The sequence below is a fragment of the Polaribacter sp. Hel1_33_96 genome (assembly GCF_002846595.1).
Taxonomy (GTDB): domain Bacteria; phylum Bacteroidota; class Bacteroidia; order Flavobacteriales; family Flavobacteriaceae; genus Polaribacter.
Map to the genome: position 1 here is coordinate 1,070,671 of NZ_PJMV01000001.1, position 15,207 is coordinate 1,085,877.

A 15,207-nucleotide genomic window follows, 5' to 3' on the forward strand; every position below is an offset into this window, starting at 1 on the left:
TATTTTAAATCTCATTTTTTATGAATCGCTGCTTCTAATTTTTGTAATGTTTTAGGGTTAGAAGGTCTTATCTCATCTGGACTAATCACGCTACCTTCTTTATCTAAAAATATAAACCTGGGCAGTGCCCCAATATCATAAAATTTTACAAAATCCGAATTTGACCCAGAATAAAGTTGCACTCCATCAATTGAATTTTTGGTAATATACTTTTCCCACTTATCATATTCGCGATCAGTACTAATAGAAATAATTTGAAGTTCATCGTTGTTAGAAAAGTGTTCCTCTAGCTGTTTTAGAAAAGTATGTTCTACTTTACAGGGTTTACACCAAGTTGCCCAAACATCGATGTACACAAATTTTCCTTTAAAATCTTTTAATGTTTTAACGTTATTTTTTATGTCTTTGAAAAAGAAGTTATTTCCAATTTTATTAATTAGTGATGTTTTGTATATGTATTTAATATTCTTCTTTTTAAGAATATCAGAAAATTCATTAAATTTTAATTTTACATAAGTGCTTAAGCTATCAACTATGTTTAGAGATATTCCTTTTTCATATATTAATTGACCTTTTTTTTGAATGAGTATTTCAAGCTCCTTTTGTTCTATTCCATTGCGAACCTTTTCAGATAATTGGTTTTGATATTTTTTAGAAAAGGCTAAGAAATTATTAGATAACTTAAAGTTGCCAGAATAATCTATGGACTCGAAAAGTTCCTTTTCATCTATAGATAGCGCTATTTTACTATTTGGGGAAATTATGAACTCTCCCAATTCTCCCTGTTTACTATCTAAAAATGAATAAATTTGATAAAGTTTATTTTCTAGAATATTTAAAGTATCAACAACTCTATTTGATTCCTTAAATCGAAGTACAGACTTTATCTCCCATGATTTATCTTTATCATATATAATTAGGCTATCTAATAATTGTTGATTAGTGATATTAACTTCTATTACAGAAATAGGATTTTTTATTTCTTCCTTGCAACCAAAAATTAAAGTAGATACCAAAAATATAATTATTGATGGCTTTGTAATTTTATTTAACATGTCTTGTCCTGAAATATGGCTACAGGTTAAAATTGAATTAAGCTGATAATTTATATACCATATTAGGTGTTTTATAATCTAAAGATAAATGTAATCTTAATTCATTGTATAAATTAATTGCATTTTTTGCAGCTCTCTTTGCGTGACTCACGTTATCAAAGGTTTGGTCTAAATAAAATTCATCTTTTAAAATTCCATTTACTCTCTCTGCCATTGCATTTTCGTAACAATGATTTTCTTCTGTCATACTAATATCTATCTTTTTTCTTTTGAGTATTTGTGTGTACACATTACTGCAATATTGTATACCTCTATCAGAGTGGTGTATGAGTCCTTTAATGTTTTTAGCTTGATAAATGGCCTTATTAAGTGCCCTCACACATCCTTTAAGTTCCAAGCTATCACTAATATCATAACCCACTATTTTTCTGGAATGCATATCTGTTATTAAAGCCAGGTAGCAAAAGCCCTTTATGGTTCTAATGTATGTAATATCAGATACCCAAACTTGGTTAGCTCTAGCGATTTCTAAGTCTTTTATGATGTTATTATATTTATAAAAACGATGATAAGAGTTCGTAGTTCTAGCACTGGTTTTCCTTCTAAGTGTCAGCATTTGATGTTTTCTAAGGACACTAAATAGAGTATCTCGACCGACTTTAATATTGGCTTTATTAAAATCTGCATTTAATGATTTCACAAGTTTTCTCACGCCTTCTCTAGGAAGGGATTTGCGTCTTTTTCTAACGATATTAATAATCTGTTGTTCTCGGTTTAAACGTATATCAGCTCTATTTTTATGCTTGTAATAAGCATCACGTTTAAGTCCAAAACAATGGGTTATAGTTGTCAAAGAAGCAAATCCCTTAGATATTTTTTTGGCCTTGCTTAAGGCTTTATAGGTAGCTTTTTTTTTAGTTCATTAACTGATTTATAGCCAAGATCTTCAGCTGCTACTTCAAGATAACAATCCTGTACCATAGCGTCGAGATCTTTTTTAAGTAGTAGTTTTTTTAGCTGTTCAATCTCTTTTTGAAGTGCCTTAATTCTAGATATTTCGTCTTTTGTTTCCACTTTTACTCTGGTGTTCATTAAGTCTTTACGATTGTACTTTTTAATCCACACATTTACTGTTGTGGGTGCAATAGAGTAGAGTTTACAAAGCTCACTCTTTGTGTGTTTTCCGATTGTAAGTTCGGCTAAAATTTTTAATTTAAAAGGTTCACTGTAACGTCTAATTACTTTGTCATTTCTATACATAATGTTTAAAATTATGTAGCCTTATTTCAGGACGGGTCAGTATTAATGCTAACGTTTAGTATATGAGCAGTAGCGAATAAAACTGCGCTAACTCTTCAGATAGCAATATACTCAATTAAACACAAAACGGTTTGAGTTCACACCCAAACCGCTATTGCTTATATATCTTGTTGTAAGCTTTTACTCTTCCATTGCCTTACGCACTTTGTGCATTATAGCAAGGTTGTTTAGAAAAGGAATAAAGTTATATGGCCCCATTTTTTCTTCAGTTCTTGGTATTGGGTGAACAGCAATACTGGAATTAATATTAGAGATATACTCTACCATTTCTTCCCTTTCATTGTCAGGTAGACCACCACCAATGCATATGAAATCAATTGATTCTGTTTCAATTATTTCTTTAATTCTATCTTTTGAATTGCTGGCAATAACATTTCTGCCATATCTTTCCCATTCTTCAACTAACACGTCTAATGTTGATTGTAATCTTCCGATAGCTAATATTCTTGGTTCCATTTTGTTTTCTGTTTTGTGTGCTTTTTCTGTAGAGCAAGCCGTTAAGATAGCTCCTATAACGAATGTAATAAATAGTTTTTTCATAAAATGCTATTTTTCAAATTCCATATTTACCGGTTGTTCTAGCAATTTTGATACGGGACATCTTGAACCAATAGTTAATAAACGTTCAATTTGTTCATCTTCCAAAGGGTTTTCAAACTGCACAGCTTTAACTATTGTCTTTGTTGGTTTCCCCGAAGAGATAACATCTTTCATTTTTACATCTACATTGATGTTGCCAACATCCCATCCCTTGTTATCCGCATACATTTTTATGGTGATAGCAGTACAAGATGCTAAAGCGGATAGTACATATTGAGCAGGGTTTGGATATTGATCAGATCCACCAATAGACTCAGGTTCGTCTACCATAACCGTATGCTTGGTAGTTTTTACTTCCATCAAGTAGTTTTCTGCACCAAGGGTGCCATTTGCGTATAAAGTATCCTTCATTACTTATCGTTATTATTGTTCAAAGTATAGCTTAATGCTCCAGAAGGACAGTTGTTAATCTGAGCTTTTAGTTCTTCAGTAGATGCATTTTCTATTTTTACCCAAGGTCGTTCTTTAGGATTGTATACGTTAGGTAATGACCTAACACATACTCCTGCATGAATACATTTTGACTGATCCCAATGGATAGTAATATCCTCGTTTTTATATTGTGTTTTCATTTAAATTAATTTTAAAAGATATTCTAATAGTTACAGGTTCGCGTGAGAACCATCACAGTAAGGAGGATTCTTTGTTTGCTTGCACATGCATAGAGCCGCAGTTTTAGATTCTTCCTCTTTAAAAATCTTAGGCGTAAATTCACTGCCTTTATGGGCACCATTGCACCAAGGTTGGTTTTCTGATTTTCCACAAGTACACCATGCGTAGGTTTTTCCTTCTTCTAATTGTTCTATTTGCGGAGTTGTTCCCGCTACTTTTGCTTTTTTCATAATACGTTTATTTAAATTTTAGCATTGGTTTATATGATTCCTTGTTCGCAAAGAATAAGAAATGATTCATAGCCATGGCAACAAAAGCTCCTCCAATTCCTGCTGGGTCTAAGAAAAGATGAAACCAAAAGGCATTCAGTAATACGGGGAATAGTATTACTAATGCTAATGCTTGAAATCTGTTGATTAACAGCATTATTCCAGTTACAATTTCTACTATGGCCACTGCCTGCATTAAGTAGCCACTTTTAACTAAGGCTCCCATAAATTCACTAGCCGATTCTGGCAGTGGAGGCATGGGCATAAATTGTAGAAATTTGTTTAATCCAAATATCAGAACCATCAACCCTAAAAGTATTCTGATAATTACTTGTGCTTTTTTCATTTGTATAAAATTTTGTTTTTACAAATGTCAGCACTTTATAATCCCTGTACATTCACATAGATGAAGAAATGAAATTATTCTCCTTTTGCGATTTTGCTACGAATTGTACTAAGTGTTTGTGGCATAATACCTAAGTAGGAAGCAATCATTTTTTGAGGAACTCTATTAGGTAGCTCTGGATATGTTTCTAAAAAATAATTATAACGGTCAACAGCGGGTGAACCAATAAGCATGAGTATCCTGCGTTGCATCTTTCCAAGGTTTCGAGACATCTTCTTCATGTTTTGCAGTAATTTGTCTTTTGAAAGATCCGCTTCTTTTAGGTGGTCACTCTTTAATAATACTACCTCGGAATCCTCTAGGCAATCGATGTATAACGTAGTAGGCTCATTAAATTCTACCGCATCAATATCTCCTGTAATCCATCCTTCAGAGGCGAACATATAAATGTGTTCTTTTCCAGTGCTGTCAATAATGTAACTTCTAATAAGTCCCTTTTTAACGAAGACTGCATTGGCTTTTAGCTGGTTCGGTTGTTGAATGAATTCACCTTTTTTAAAGTGCTTAAGGTTGGAGTCAGCTTCGATATTTAGGATTTTTTCTAATTCACTCATGTTACTATTAATTGCTTACAACGGTTAGTATATGGCAAGTAGGGCAGCAGAAAGCGATAAACTTTCAAGTTTGTACTGAGCCAAAACGTTGTATTTTGTTTTTATCTTATTCATTTTAAAAGCCAAATCAACGATTTGGCGGTGTTTGTAAATAGCACTGAACTTCCTTAAACCTATGAACGCCCTATTTGCTATATACAGTGTTGGGCATAGTTTTTTTATGTTCTAAATCCTGTTACTCTAAAATCTTTCCCAGTTATTTCAGAAGATATGTTGTCTATAAACTGTAAAAGAGATTTGTTTATAAATTCAATTAATAACCAACTATGGTCACTTTCTAAATGCTTTTCTAAAGTTTGAGGCTGGTATCTTGATAATTCACTTAATCTATGCATTCCTGCAAGTATTAGAACAACTGTATTTCTATCAATTATATGATTTTTTAAGTCAGTTCTTTTTATATACCATAAGTCATTTGCACTATAGATATATCTTAGCTTATTTCTAATATTAAAATAATAATTTTCAAATGAATTTAAACTTTCTTTATTAGGTTTATTTCTATAGGTATCCCACTTAAAGGTTTTGTTTCTTCTAATCACATAATAATCTTGGTTTGTATATTTTTTGTCAACTCCAAAACCTACTAAACAACTTAAAATAGATTTGTTAGAATGTTCTTTTTCAAGTTCAGCTTCAAACCAACCCTTTTTTCTATGCTTATCGTAAACAAATCTTGATTTTTGAATAGGTATATACAGTTCTCCATAATTAGTTTTATTATCAAATGTCAACTGAAATGCTCTATGTATAAAAGGTAAGTTATAGAGAATATCTTTAAGACTATATATAGGTTCATCAGCCTTAACAGGCTTTCCTAAATATTCACATAAACCAGATAATACACCTTTAGGTTTTAATGAAATTATTTCATTTTGAAGTTTTATACGACCGTTGTCAATTCTTTTTCCACTCACTCCGTGTTTTAAGTTGAAATTATGTTCTTTATATGTCAACAATGCTTTAGTTGCATTTAGAAAACAGTAATAAGTTGTTAGAGGTTTTGAAACAAGTGATAGAGATGTTGTTGCTTGATAGAAATTTTTTGATTGTTCCCAATAAAACAATGCTTCTTTTGCTTTTTCTGTTTTTTGTTGTCTTAAAAATATATCAACGTAATTCCATGTTGAATCTGTTAAAACAGTTTTACTTGAACAATCAGGCTTAATTAAAGCTCTTTTAATATTAATAGATTTTGTTCCATTAGTTATTTCAGGTCTTGGCTTAACAGGTTTTAAACTTTCAGATATCCCTTTAAGTCCATCTTTATTTTTTTTAATTCCTTCTCTTAAGGGTTTTAAGTTTATCTTTTTCGCCATTCAATTCTCTTTGTTCTTAAATTATGCCCAACGTGTTCGTGTATGGTTCAGTTGCGTTGGCTAGGACTAAGTTAGTAAACAAAAATGAACCAGAGGAAATTCCGAAGGAATTTTCAAGTAGGCGATAACCAAGCAATTGGCTATACACGTTGTTGTGCTTTCGTTATTTGCTGTTAGAAGATAAAAGATTTAAAACCAATTCGGTTTGTTGCAATACATTGTCTGTTAGTTCTATATACCTTGAAATGGTGTAACGTTCTTGTATCAAATGGTTCACTAAATCTTTTGGTAAATCATTTACTTTTACATTTTTCCACAAGAGTTGGTGTGTAGCATTATTATCTAAAGGATTTCCAATGGTTGGATATTTACTTCCAAGGTTTAGCATATAGTCCAAGAGGAGACCTTTATTGCCATTTTGTACAGTTTTTTCAGTTGTTTGAAGTCGATTTAATTCCATAAGTTCTTTTCTTAGGTCTTTATCGAACAAATCTATTTTTCCACTAGATATGAGTAAATTAAAACTATTGGTATTGTAAACATTGGTGACTCTAATTCCAACAAATTCATTATTATAGAGTTTATAATAACTTTCTAGATTATTAAAATGCCCATTTTCGATACTATCACCAATTGAGTTAATCCTTTCAATTCTGAGATTGTTTCTTAAAAGACGAGCATTAATTTGAATTGTATCTTTTGTGTAATCATTAATTAAGGCTGTTTTGTATTCGTTTTTTAGAGTTTCTTTTTTTCTGTTTTCATTCCAATTATTAATCTGTAATGCAATGAGAATTCCTATAACAACAAGAATAATTTCACCTATTGCATATTTAAAATACTTTCCTGTTTTATTTTCCATTAGTAAGTTTTGTCTGATTTTTCTATAGAATTTAATCATTGGTTAGTTGTTTCCCGAAAGTTAGTATATTTATTTAATTCCGATTGAGTGAGGAATAATGAAGCACAACGGGTTCGTATAACCGTCAGTTACGGCTTAAAGTTAAACAATCTTTCGGCAGAGACCGACGGTAGCAATTCCGAGTGGATTCGGACGTAGTCGAATCCGCCGTAATTGCGGTTATACATTGTTGGCAAATCGTTTTTTATTTCCATTTTTTATCAGTCAGTCATTGACTTTTCAATTCCGATTTCATTCAGCTTTTCAGTTTTCAATACAAACCAATTATTCATAAATCTACACTTCTTGTTTCGGATGAAATAGTTGTGGTTTTCTTATGTATGAAGCAAATATTGTTGCCATTACAATTAAAATCGCCACTTCGTAAGGTTTTCCTTTATACATATGAATAAATACTATAAAAGTCATATAAAGAGCTAAAAGAGAAGTTCCGATTAGTATTGTTTTATTGTACAAGAACATTCCCGTTGAAACTAAAAGAAATACTCCAGTAGCAATCATTATACTGCTATTAGCTACAATTTTATCCGTTTGACTTGAGTTAAGAATTTTATCCAAAGCGTTTGGAACAAAAAACAATGTTATAATTATAGAAGGTAACCAAGTCAATAGTGTTTTTAAAATTTTATTCATTTTCATTCAGTTGTTATTGTTGGTTTTTCAGTTCGGTTTAAATGTTTGCCAACGTTTGGTGTATGGTTTGTTGCGTGGTTTAAGCACCTAATTTAGCAAATAAAAACCGAATAGAAAATCCGCGAGGATTTTCGTAAGTAGGCTAGAACTAGCAATAAATTATATACGGTGTTGTACAGCGTTTTATTAATAATTAGGATACATTTTAATAATAAATACTCATTAATTTTATATATAGACAAGTAAGAAATCAGCTATTTGGCATCTTTGTATTGAGCTGAACCAATAGTTCTTTTAAAAAGTTTTCTAAAATAATATCTCCTACCTTCTAAATCTTCAAAAGAGATTTCATCCTTATCTCCAGAAAATATAGCTTTTGTATCAGCAATAATTTCTCCATTTCTGTTAATCGCATAGTAGAAATCCGTAATTTTATATTCATAATCATCTTCCGAAATAATTGTTGCAACGAAACCTTCTAAGCCAAAAACAGTTGCTTTATTAAGGTCTTTTTTGTGAATAAAGCCAGAAATTCCAAATTCATCTTTTAAATCATAAACCTCGCCAACAACAATGTCATTAAATTTAAGAGCTTCTTCTAAACTATTCTCATTAGCCTCAATTAAGATATTTACTAATCTCTTTCTATCACCACCAAATTCACGGAATAATTTTGTTTCTTCTAAAACATATTCTGTTTTTCTAATATCACCCATTTCTAAAATGGTTTCTATGCCATCATCACTTAGGTTTTGATAATTATATCCATTATTAATCCTACTAAATAGAGATTTATGTGGAATTTTATGATAATACGTAAACTTTCTATACCCTCTTGTATCTGATTTTTTCTTTTTAAAATGGGAAGCCGTAGCTACCCAATTATTATCCTTACCATAATCAAATGCTTTTGATGGGTCTGATGCAATAGCAATAATTGCCTCTTTATCTTTTAGATTTTCCATTTTTAAATTCTCAATTCTATTTCTTTCTCTTGTGGCATTAGCAGCTGCAAGAGCTCCATAATCGATAGTTCTAACTGTTTTATTGATATTAGAATTTACATTAACATTTTTATTCACGTTAACATTTGCATTAACATCTACAGTTCCGTAATAAGAGGAGTATTGTCCAAAACCGACCATTGGAAAGAAAAGTAATATTAGCAGTAGTTTTTTCATTGTGTTAATTATTTGATTTAGTTTATTTTAAAGTAATAAATAAGGTCATTTTTAAATGCTGTACAACGGTCAGTGTATGGTGTCGTAGCATCCCGTAGGGTGCTATGCACTATACACATTGTTGGCACCAGTTTTTATTTCTTTTTTTAATAATTCATTATAAATCCTTTTCCCTAAATCTTTCTCTAGTTTTCCTTCATCATTGAAAAGGTCAGTAAAAGCTACTTGACAACTTAAAGCTTTAAATTTCTCATCTTTAAATGGCTTCTTTACAGCAGATTCTATAGTTGTTTTAGGATATAGCAAAATACTCAAGTCTGTATCATAATGCAGGTTGTAAACAAACATTTGCTTGAGGTCGGCATCTGATGGTTTATTATCTTTCAACACTTTCCATTTTGTATCTATTACGAGCCTTTTATCTGCGGTTTCTACAACGATATCTGCCCTTAAACCTCTAGTCTCCCAAAAAGGGGTCCTATTTTGCTCCTTGACTTTAAGAATTGGATTAGCTGAATCATTTTGTAAAGTCTTTAATTTACGATAGACATAGTTTTCGTAGAGCATATTCATGTCAAACATAATTGCTAATACGTTTTCATTTCCACCTTTTAAATCTGGAGAGTATCTTAAAATAATAAGCTTGGCTAAAGTTATTGCTTGTCTATATCTCTCGGTGTTTCTATCGAATTTTATTTTTTTAAACCATTTTTCAGTGATATTTTCTTCCGAAACATCCTCAAAGTTTAAGAGTAGTTTGTTAATCCTAATATTATGATTTGGGTTATGTGCTATTGTTTTTAGAACAAGTAAAGCCTTTAGCAGTATTTGATTTAGATTATTGTCAGCATCAAATATTTTATGCTCAACAAAGAACCGCTCCTTATGAAAAGCATTTTTACGAATGTGATTTGTGAAGAGAATTTTGCCCTTTACCTTATTAAGGTTTTCTTCAATAGATCTATAGTTTTTTCTTAAGCCGTGTTTGAAAATCGTTTCGGTTTCAGATAAAAACAGGTCATAGTACAAGTCTAAAATAGATGCCGATTTTAGTTTTAGTTTAGCATTAGAGATTGTATTAAGCTTTATCAACTTGCACTCTTTTAGCATTGTAATTAGTGCATTATGACATTTGTCTTTTGAAGCTTTGTCTTCTCCGTTATTATCCGCTTTGGGCAGTATTTCAATTGTAAGGTTTTTAACTTGAAGAACGCCAACATAATTATTGAACTTGATTCGCTTATTACCTACTGAAAAGAATTTTTCCTTTGTCTTGTAGCCATACTTTTCGAGAGCGTTAAAATGAACCATTTTAAAAGGGGTTGCTTCATCAACCTTCAAAGTATGATGTTCAAAAACTTGCAATATGTTTTTGGAACTACTCATAAATAGACTTGAAAGATTCTATTGACCAACTAGATGGTTTTGTGAAATTGTAAATAGGTTTTTCGTCATATTCTTCAAAGTCCTCATAACTATCTGTAGAAAGGAACTTGATTGTATTTTCCTTAGTTTCTACAAATTCCTCCCCAATAACCAAGAGTATTTTGCCCCAGTCACCATAAAAGTATTCTTGTAATAGAGGAAGAATTTTATTCTGAAAAATATTCTTGATTTCTTCAAGCGGTGATTGACGATTTTTAATAGTCATGAAATAGGAGTGACCAATGCAATAATCTTTATCAAGTAATTTCTCTATTCGAGCATTTATGGCGTTTAATAGAGCCTCTAAATCAATACCCGCACACTTAAACTCTTCAGAACTTAATTTAGCTGGTTCTGGATTCATTTCAATAAACGAGAACCTTCTTCTAAGAGCAGTATCTAAAGCCTCAACACTTCTATCTGCTGTGTTCATTGTACCAATTATGTAAAGGTTTGGTGGCACTCCAAAATCTTCATTTGAATATGGAAGTTTAGCAGGTATATAATTATCTGTATCTATTCGTTTGTCATCTTCTATAAGCGTAATTAGTTCTCCGAATATGTTAGCAATATTCCCTCTGTTTATTTCATCAATAAAAATCGCATAATCATTGCCTCTGTCTTCATTAGCTTCTTTGACTATACTCTTAAATAAGCCAGGTTTTATATCATAAATTATCTGCTTGCCTTTTTCTGGATTTTGTTCATCTTCATAAACAATTGGTTTTATGCCTTCAATGAAATCTTCATAGCTAAATGATTGGTGAAATGTTGTAAATACATATCTTTTCTTCTTTGTAGTAACAGGCTGAAAATCTTTATAATTTGCAACTAATTCAATAATTTCAGGAGCTTCTGCCTCTAAATTTTCTTCAATAACCTCCCAGTCTGAATTACCATTTTTATTAAATATTAATGGAGCTTGTCTGTTTGTATAATTAACATGTTCACATTCTTGAATGGTATGAGCTTGAAGGGTACCCCAAAGAGTAGCTCTTACATTTTTATTTGATGAAACAGCTACTTTAGCTTTTAAAATAGGATGTTCTGAAATATTTGGGACTTTTGCTGTTTTCAAATCATATAATGAAGCTGCTATTACTTCCCACCAACTATAAGAACTCACCAAATCTTGCAAATATTCTTCTTCTGTTTGATTGGCACTTTCATCTGTAAACCTATCAAAAAATTCATTTTTCAGTCTATATGTCTTTCCTGTTCCAGGAGGTCCATATAGAATCGTATTTAAGGTAAGTTTCATATTAGTTTTTGATTTATTAAGGAAGCTCTTTATTGTATTTAAAAAATTATCAAGTGTAAAATCGGTTCCAATGTTTGCCCAAGCAAGATTGTCATTGTAAGTGTCAATTGTATTTGGCTTTATGAAAAAATCATCCGATAATAGAGGAGATGTTTTGCCTGTTACAAGACCGATTTCACAATCAGGTTCGTCAGATAACGGTTTTAAATAAAATTTCTTGGCATTAACTTTTAAATTATTTTCATTAAGCTTAGCAATAAGTAAGGGGTGTATAAATTTTAATTCTGTTTCTTTCCTCTTTTGTCTTTGTGGTACTTGCTCTTTTTCAAATTGGAAGCCAGCATCTTCCATTTTTTTACGAAGTGAATTATAAATGGAGTTTCTATTATTGCTGAATTTTTTAGTTATAAATTGAATTAAATTTTTTTGGCCTAAAAAAGATTTGTAAATGCCATTACCGTTGTCCGGAAAACCTAATATATTGTTTAGTTCTTCATGACGTTTAATTAGACTTGGATTGGTTTTCTGTAAATATGATTTCGAAGCACTCCAAATATTAAAATCATTGTAATTGCCAGATTGAATTTTGTGTTTATTCAAAAGAAAGGAAATTACATCTTTATAATTAGAGGCACCTATGTCTCTTAATTTGGTGTTGAAAAAGTACTGATCTATCTTTTGAATATTTTCTTCAAACCTTTCGTGTTCAATTATTTTTATAATCGAATTTGCCGCTTTTACTCTATTAGACTTTAGTTCACCAATGTATTCCTTAATGATTTGATAAGGATAAGAGTCACTTTTTTCAATTATTTTGTAACCTTCCTTTTCGAGTAACTGAAATGCAGGAGTACCTTTTCCACCTGCAAAATGAGCAGAGTCAAGTTCTACACTATTTGCAAATCTATTTGCAATTGAAATAATCAGCTTTGGCGGATATGATTTACCATCATGAATTAAATCATAAGTTGAAGAATGTCGGCCTTTTCTAACTCCTTCCCTATCGATTTCTTCGATGGCTTTTTCTATATGTTCTTTTGTTATATTATCTGGAATCATTCAAGGTTTTTTTCAAATTGGTGCCAACTCGTTATATGGAGAATAAACCTCCTGTTTATAGGTTTCTGTTTCCGGATAACAGGAACTTTTATAGATTTTATTGGCAAGGCGTCTATAATTTTTTATCTACTATTTTATTTATAATCACAATCTCTTTTTGGTAAAAATAAAAAAAAAATCTGAAACAAGTCAATCCCTATAATTGATGAGATTTTTTCTTCCCTGTTTCTGGGGAGGCGCTTATTGCCTTGAAGATAAATTTTTTTTGTAGCAAAAAAAAACTTCAAGCTTAGAATTTAAATATTTTCAACTCTAAATGTTAGATTATATTTTTATTAAGCAAAAAAAAACTCACAATTTTTATTGTGAGTTTTTAACCAATATATTTTTGGAATCTAAATTTCTTAAATTTTATGATGAAGCGCTTTAATATAAATTAAAACTGCTCTCTTCCAGAAAAGTGAAAGTTTGCTTCAATCGTGGCATTTTCATCAGAATCAGAACCATGTACAGCATTTTCTCCCATAGAAGTTGCATATAATTTTCTAATAGTTCCTTCAGCAGCATCAGCAGGATTTGTAGCACCTATTAAAGTTCTAAAATCTTCCACGGCATTTTCTTTTTCTAAGATTGCAGCAACAATTGGCCCTCTTGTCATGAACTCAACTAATTCTCCAAAAAACGGACGCTCATTATGCACAGCATAAAAAGTTTCAGCGTCAGATTTTGTCATTTGAGTTTTCTTTAAAGCCACAATTCTAAATCCTGCAGCGTTCATTTTTTCTAATATAGCACCAGTATGTCCGTTTTCTACAGCATCTGGTTTAAGCATTGTAAATGTTCTATTTGTTGCCATTCTATTGACTTTTAATTACTTTATGATTAATATTTAATATTGTAAAACTAATTGTTAAGCGTTTCACAAATTCGGCGCGAAATTACATAAATTTTTTAATTAAATTGTATATTCGCGAATTATGATTTTAAAAGGATTTGACGAGTTAAAGCGCTTTCTAGAAAAACCAAGAAATATAGTTGTAGTTGGGCATAGAAATCCAGACGGAGATGCTATGGGTTCTACCTTAGCATTAAAGCACTATTTAGCTAAAAAAGGACATAACTGTACAGTTGTGGTGCCTAATGAATACCCAGAATTTTTACATTGGTTGCCTGGTTCTGAAAATACCTATCGTTTTGATTGGCAAAATTCTCAATCTAAAAGAGTAATTGATAATTCTGATTTAATTTTTCTTTTAGATTTTAATGCGCTACACAGAGTTGGTCATGATATGCAAAAAATATTAGAAGCGTATCCAAATGATTTTGCAATGATAGATCATCATCAGCAACCGGATGATATGAAATATATGTATTCTGATGTTGAAATTTGTTCAACTTGCCAAATGGTATATCAGTTTATTGAAATGAATAATGACTTAGATTTTATTGATGTCGATATTGCAACTTGCTTGTATACCGGTATCATGACAGATACAGGTTCGTTTAGATTCAGATCTACGACCAGCAGAACGCATAGAGTTATTGCTGATTTAATTGACAAAGGAGCTGAAAATGACAGAATTCATAACAATGTATATGATGCAAATTCATACAATAGATTGTTGCTATTAGGTCAGGCACTTAGTAATTTGCAAATTTTACCCTCTTATAAAACAGCATACATAACATTAACGAACGAAGAGAAAAATCGTTTCGATTTTCAAAAAGGAGATACGGAGGGTGTTGTAAATTATGCACTTTCTTTAAAAGGGATTATTTTTGCAGCAATATTTATTGAAGATAAAGAACAAGGGATTATCAAAATTTCTTTCCGTTCTAAAGGTGATTTCTCTGTAAATAAATTTTCAAGAAACCATTTTAGTGGCGGTGGACATGATAATGCTGCTGGCGGAAAATCTGAAGAGTCAATGCAAGAAACTATTACAAATTTTACAAGTTTATTATCAGAATATCAATCTGATTTAGAAACAGCTTATGAAGATTAGTTATTTATTTGTTTTGCTGTTATGTTGTTTCTCGTGTTCTAAAATTGAACCAAGAAAACCAATCAATCCAAAACCATCAACAACATTATATAAAGAAACTATAAACAAAGCTTTAGCTTTAAATAAAATTGAAGACAATAAAATACTTCAAATTATAAAAAAAGATTCTAGTAAAGTATATTTGCAATCTTCAAATGGATTTTGGTATACATACATTCATAGAGTAAAAGAAAATTTACCTACTCCTGAAAAAGGTAATGAGGTAATAATTGCTTACAATATTACAGATTTGAATAATTCAGTTTTGTATAGTAAAGAAGATTTAGGAATTAAAAAATATATCATTGATAAAGAAGATTTTATTTCTGGATTACAAAAAGGAATAAAGTTGATGAAAATAGGAGAAACCGTTACATTTGTAATTCCTTCTTACAGCGCTTTTGGTATTGCTGGAGATGGAAACAAAATAGGAATCAATCAATCAATAAAGAGTAAAGTAACTTTAATTAATATAAATAAATAGAA

At 30.9% G+C, this 15,207-nt stretch carries 18 protein-coding genes; 2 read left to right on the forward strand and 16 right to left on the reverse strand.

Going from position 1 to position 15,207, the window contains the following annotated elements:
* Nucleotides 1-11 precede the first annotated feature (11 nt).
* From ATE90_RS04750 to ATE90_RS04825, 16 genes are all read right to left on the reverse strand, one after another.
* Nucleotides 12-1,055: a TlpA family protein disulfide reductase gene (locus tag ATE90_RS04750; protein ID WP_052107553.1), complete on the reverse strand. Its 1,044-nt coding sequence runs from the start codon at nucleotides 1,053-1,055 to the stop codon at nucleotides 12-14.
* Between the two features lie 37 nt (nucleotides 1,056-1,092).
* Nucleotides 1,093-1,908 (reverse strand): IS3 family transposase, encoded by an 816-nt coding sequence (locus tag ATE90_RS04755; RefSeq protein ID WP_101450884.1) that lies wholly within the window; start codon nucleotides 1,906-1,908, stop codon nucleotides 1,093-1,095.
* Nucleotides 1,909-1,943: 35 nt separating this feature from the next.
* Entirely contained in the window at nucleotides 1,944-2,315 is a 372-nt protein-coding gene (locus tag ATE90_RS04760; RefSeq protein WP_036786922.1) for a transposase, read from the reverse strand.
* A gap of 180 nt (nucleotides 2,316-2,495) precedes the next feature.
* The gene (locus ATE90_RS04765) at nucleotides 2,496-2,831 is read right to left on the reverse strand and encodes a hypothetical protein (protein WP_143741103.1); all 336 of its coding nucleotides are present in this window, start codon (nucleotides 2,829-2,831) and stop codon (nucleotides 2,496-2,498) included.
* A gap of 90 nt (nucleotides 2,832-2,921) precedes the next feature.
* Nucleotides 2,922-3,326: an OsmC family protein gene (locus tag ATE90_RS04770; protein WP_101450953.1), complete on the reverse strand. Its 405-nt coding sequence runs from the start codon at nucleotides 3,324-3,326 to the stop codon at nucleotides 2,922-2,924.
* Nucleotides 3,326-3,547, reverse strand: a complete 222-nt coding sequence (locus ATE90_RS04775) for a (4Fe-4S)-binding protein (protein WP_180335172.1) — start codon at nucleotides 3,545-3,547, stop codon at nucleotides 3,326-3,328. The genes ATE90_RS04770 and ATE90_RS04775 overlap by 1 nt, the downstream gene beginning before the upstream one ends.
* 30 nt (nucleotides 3,548-3,577) lie before the next feature.
* The gene (locus tag ATE90_RS04780) at nucleotides 3,578-3,817 is read right to left on the reverse strand and encodes a CDGSH iron-sulfur domain-containing protein (protein ID WP_101450955.1); all 240 of its coding nucleotides are present in this window, start codon (nucleotides 3,815-3,817) and stop codon (nucleotides 3,578-3,580) included.
* Nucleotides 3,818-3,824: 7 nt separating this feature from the next.
* A complete protein-coding gene (locus ATE90_RS04785; RefSeq protein WP_101450957.1) occupies nucleotides 3,825-4,202 on the reverse strand; it encodes a DoxX family membrane protein in 378 nt (125 codons plus the stop codon).
* Nucleotides 4,203-4,276: 74 nt separating this feature from the next.
* The gene (locus ATE90_RS04790) at nucleotides 4,277-4,816 is read right to left on the reverse strand and encodes a Crp/Fnr family transcriptional regulator (protein ID WP_101450959.1); all 540 of its coding nucleotides are present in this window, start codon (nucleotides 4,814-4,816) and stop codon (nucleotides 4,277-4,279) included.
* 218 nt (nucleotides 4,817-5,034) lie between these two features.
* Entirely contained in the window at nucleotides 5,035-6,195 is a 1,161-nt protein-coding gene (locus tag ATE90_RS04795) for a YaaC family protein (RefSeq protein WP_101450961.1), read from the reverse strand.
* Between the two features lie 163 nt (nucleotides 6,196-6,358).
* Nucleotides 6,359-7,057 carry a DUF6090 family protein gene (locus ATE90_RS04800; protein ID WP_180335159.1) on the reverse strand — a complete coding sequence of 233 codons (699 nt, stop codon included), beginning with the start codon at nucleotides 7,055-7,057 and terminating at the stop codon, nucleotides 6,359-6,361.
* A gap of 336 nt (nucleotides 7,058-7,393) precedes the next feature.
* Nucleotides 7,394-7,750, reverse strand: coding sequence for a hypothetical protein (locus tag ATE90_RS04805; protein ID WP_254712295.1), 357 nt, complete (start codon nucleotides 7,748-7,750; stop codon nucleotides 7,394-7,396).
* A 254-nt stretch (nucleotides 7,751-8,004) separates the two neighbouring features.
* Nucleotides 8,005-8,931: a hypothetical protein gene (locus ATE90_RS04810; protein WP_143741104.1), complete on the reverse strand. Its 927-nt coding sequence runs from the start codon at nucleotides 8,929-8,931 to the stop codon at nucleotides 8,005-8,007.
* A gap of 102 nt (nucleotides 8,932-9,033) precedes the next feature.
* Nucleotides 9,034-10,317, reverse strand: a complete 1,284-nt coding sequence (locus ATE90_RS04815; RefSeq protein ID WP_101450967.1) for an McrC family protein — start codon at nucleotides 10,315-10,317, stop codon at nucleotides 9,034-9,036.
* A complete protein-coding gene (locus ATE90_RS04820; protein ID WP_101450969.1) occupies nucleotides 10,310-12,676 on the reverse strand; it encodes an McrB family protein in 2,367 nt (788 codons plus the stop codon). Before ATE90_RS04820 ends, ATE90_RS04815 begins: the two co-directional genes overlap by 8 nt.
* Before the next feature lie 436 nt (nucleotides 12,677-13,112).
* Nucleotides 13,113-13,532 (reverse strand): nucleoside-diphosphate kinase, encoded by a 420-nt coding sequence (locus tag ATE90_RS04825; RefSeq protein ID WP_036786698.1) that lies wholly within the window; start codon nucleotides 13,530-13,532, stop codon nucleotides 13,113-13,115.
* Between the two features lie 121 nt (nucleotides 13,533-13,653).
* Between ATE90_RS04825 and ATE90_RS04830 the strand changes: the two genes are divergently transcribed.
* Together ATE90_RS04830 and gldI are read left to right on the forward strand one after the other, a co-directional pair.
* The gene (locus ATE90_RS04830) at nucleotides 13,654-14,682 is read left to right on the forward strand and encodes a DHH family phosphoesterase (RefSeq protein WP_036786696.1); all 1,029 of its coding nucleotides are present in this window, start codon (nucleotides 13,654-13,656) and stop codon (nucleotides 14,680-14,682) included.
* Nucleotides 14,672-15,205: a gliding motility-associated peptidyl-prolyl isomerase GldI gene (gene gldI, locus ATE90_RS04835; protein WP_101450971.1), complete on the forward strand. Its 534-nt coding sequence runs from the start codon at nucleotides 14,672-14,674 to the stop codon at nucleotides 15,203-15,205. Before ATE90_RS04830 ends, gldI begins: the two co-directional genes overlap by 11 nt.
* Nucleotides 15,206-15,207 lie beyond the last annotated feature (2 nt).

What these genes read in the sequence shown, in the direction of transcription:
- ATE90_RS04825 (WP_036786698.1), bottom strand. Translation starts at nt 13,532, where the DNA reads ATGGCAACAAATAGAACATTTACAATGCTTAAACCAGATGCTGTAGAA.
- ATE90_RS04775 (WP_180335172.1), bottom strand. Translation starts at nt 3,547, where the DNA reads ATGAAAACACAATATAAAAACGAGGATATTACTATCCATTGGGATCAG.
- ATE90_RS04770 (WP_101450953.1), bottom strand. Translation starts at nt 3,326, where the DNA reads ATGAAGGATACTTTATACGCAAATGGCACCCTTGGTGCAGAAAACTAC.
- gldI (WP_101450971.1), top strand. Translation starts at nt 14,672, where the DNA reads ATGAAGATTAGTTATTTATTTGTTTTGCTGTTATGTTGTTTCTCGTGT.
- ATE90_RS04750 (WP_052107553.1), bottom strand. Translation starts at nt 1,055, where the DNA reads ATGTTAAATAAAATTACAAAGCCATCAATAATTATATTTTTGGTATCT.
- ATE90_RS04790 (WP_101450959.1), bottom strand. Translation starts at nt 4,816, where the DNA reads ATGAGTGAATTAGAAAAAATCCTAAATATCGAAGCTGACTCCAACCTT.
- ATE90_RS04830 (WP_036786696.1), top strand. Translation starts at nt 13,654, where the DNA reads ATGATTTTAAAAGGATTTGACGAGTTAAAGCGCTTTCTAGAAAAACCA.
- ATE90_RS04815 (WP_101450967.1), bottom strand. Translation starts at nt 10,317, where the DNA reads ATGAGTAGTTCCAAAAACATATTGCAAGTTTTTGAACATCATACTTTG.
- ATE90_RS04795 (WP_101450961.1), bottom strand. Translation starts at nt 6,195, where the DNA reads ATGGCGAAAAAGATAAACTTAAAACCCTTAAGAGAAGGAATTAAAAAA.
- ATE90_RS04820 (WP_101450969.1), bottom strand. Translation starts at nt 12,676, where the DNA reads ATGATTCCAGATAATATAACAAAAGAACATATAGAAAAAGCCATCGAA.
- ATE90_RS04765 (WP_143741103.1), bottom strand. Translation starts at nt 2,831, where the DNA reads ATGGAACCAAGAATATTAGCTATCGGAAGATTACAATCAACATTAGAC.
- ATE90_RS04800 (WP_180335159.1), bottom strand. Translation starts at nt 7,057, where the DNA reads ATGGAAAATAAAACAGGAAAGTATTTTAAATATGCAATAGGTGAAATT.
- ATE90_RS04760 (WP_036786922.1), bottom strand. Translation starts at nt 2,315, where the DNA reads ATGTATAGAAATGACAAAGTAATTAGACGTTACAGTGAACCTTTTAAA.
- ATE90_RS04785 (WP_101450957.1), bottom strand. Translation starts at nt 4,202, where the DNA reads ATGAAAAAAGCACAAGTAATTATCAGAATACTTTTAGGGTTGATGGTT.
- ATE90_RS04780 (WP_101450955.1), bottom strand. Translation starts at nt 3,817, where the DNA reads ATGAAAAAAGCAAAAGTAGCGGGAACAACTCCGCAAATAGAACAATTA.
- ATE90_RS04805 (WP_254712295.1), bottom strand. Translation starts at nt 7,750, where the DNA reads ATGAATAAAATTTTAAAAACACTATTGACTTGGTTACCTTCTATAATT.
- ATE90_RS04810 (WP_143741104.1), bottom strand. Translation starts at nt 8,931, where the DNA reads ATGAAAAAACTACTGCTAATATTACTTTTCTTTCCAATGGTCGGTTTT.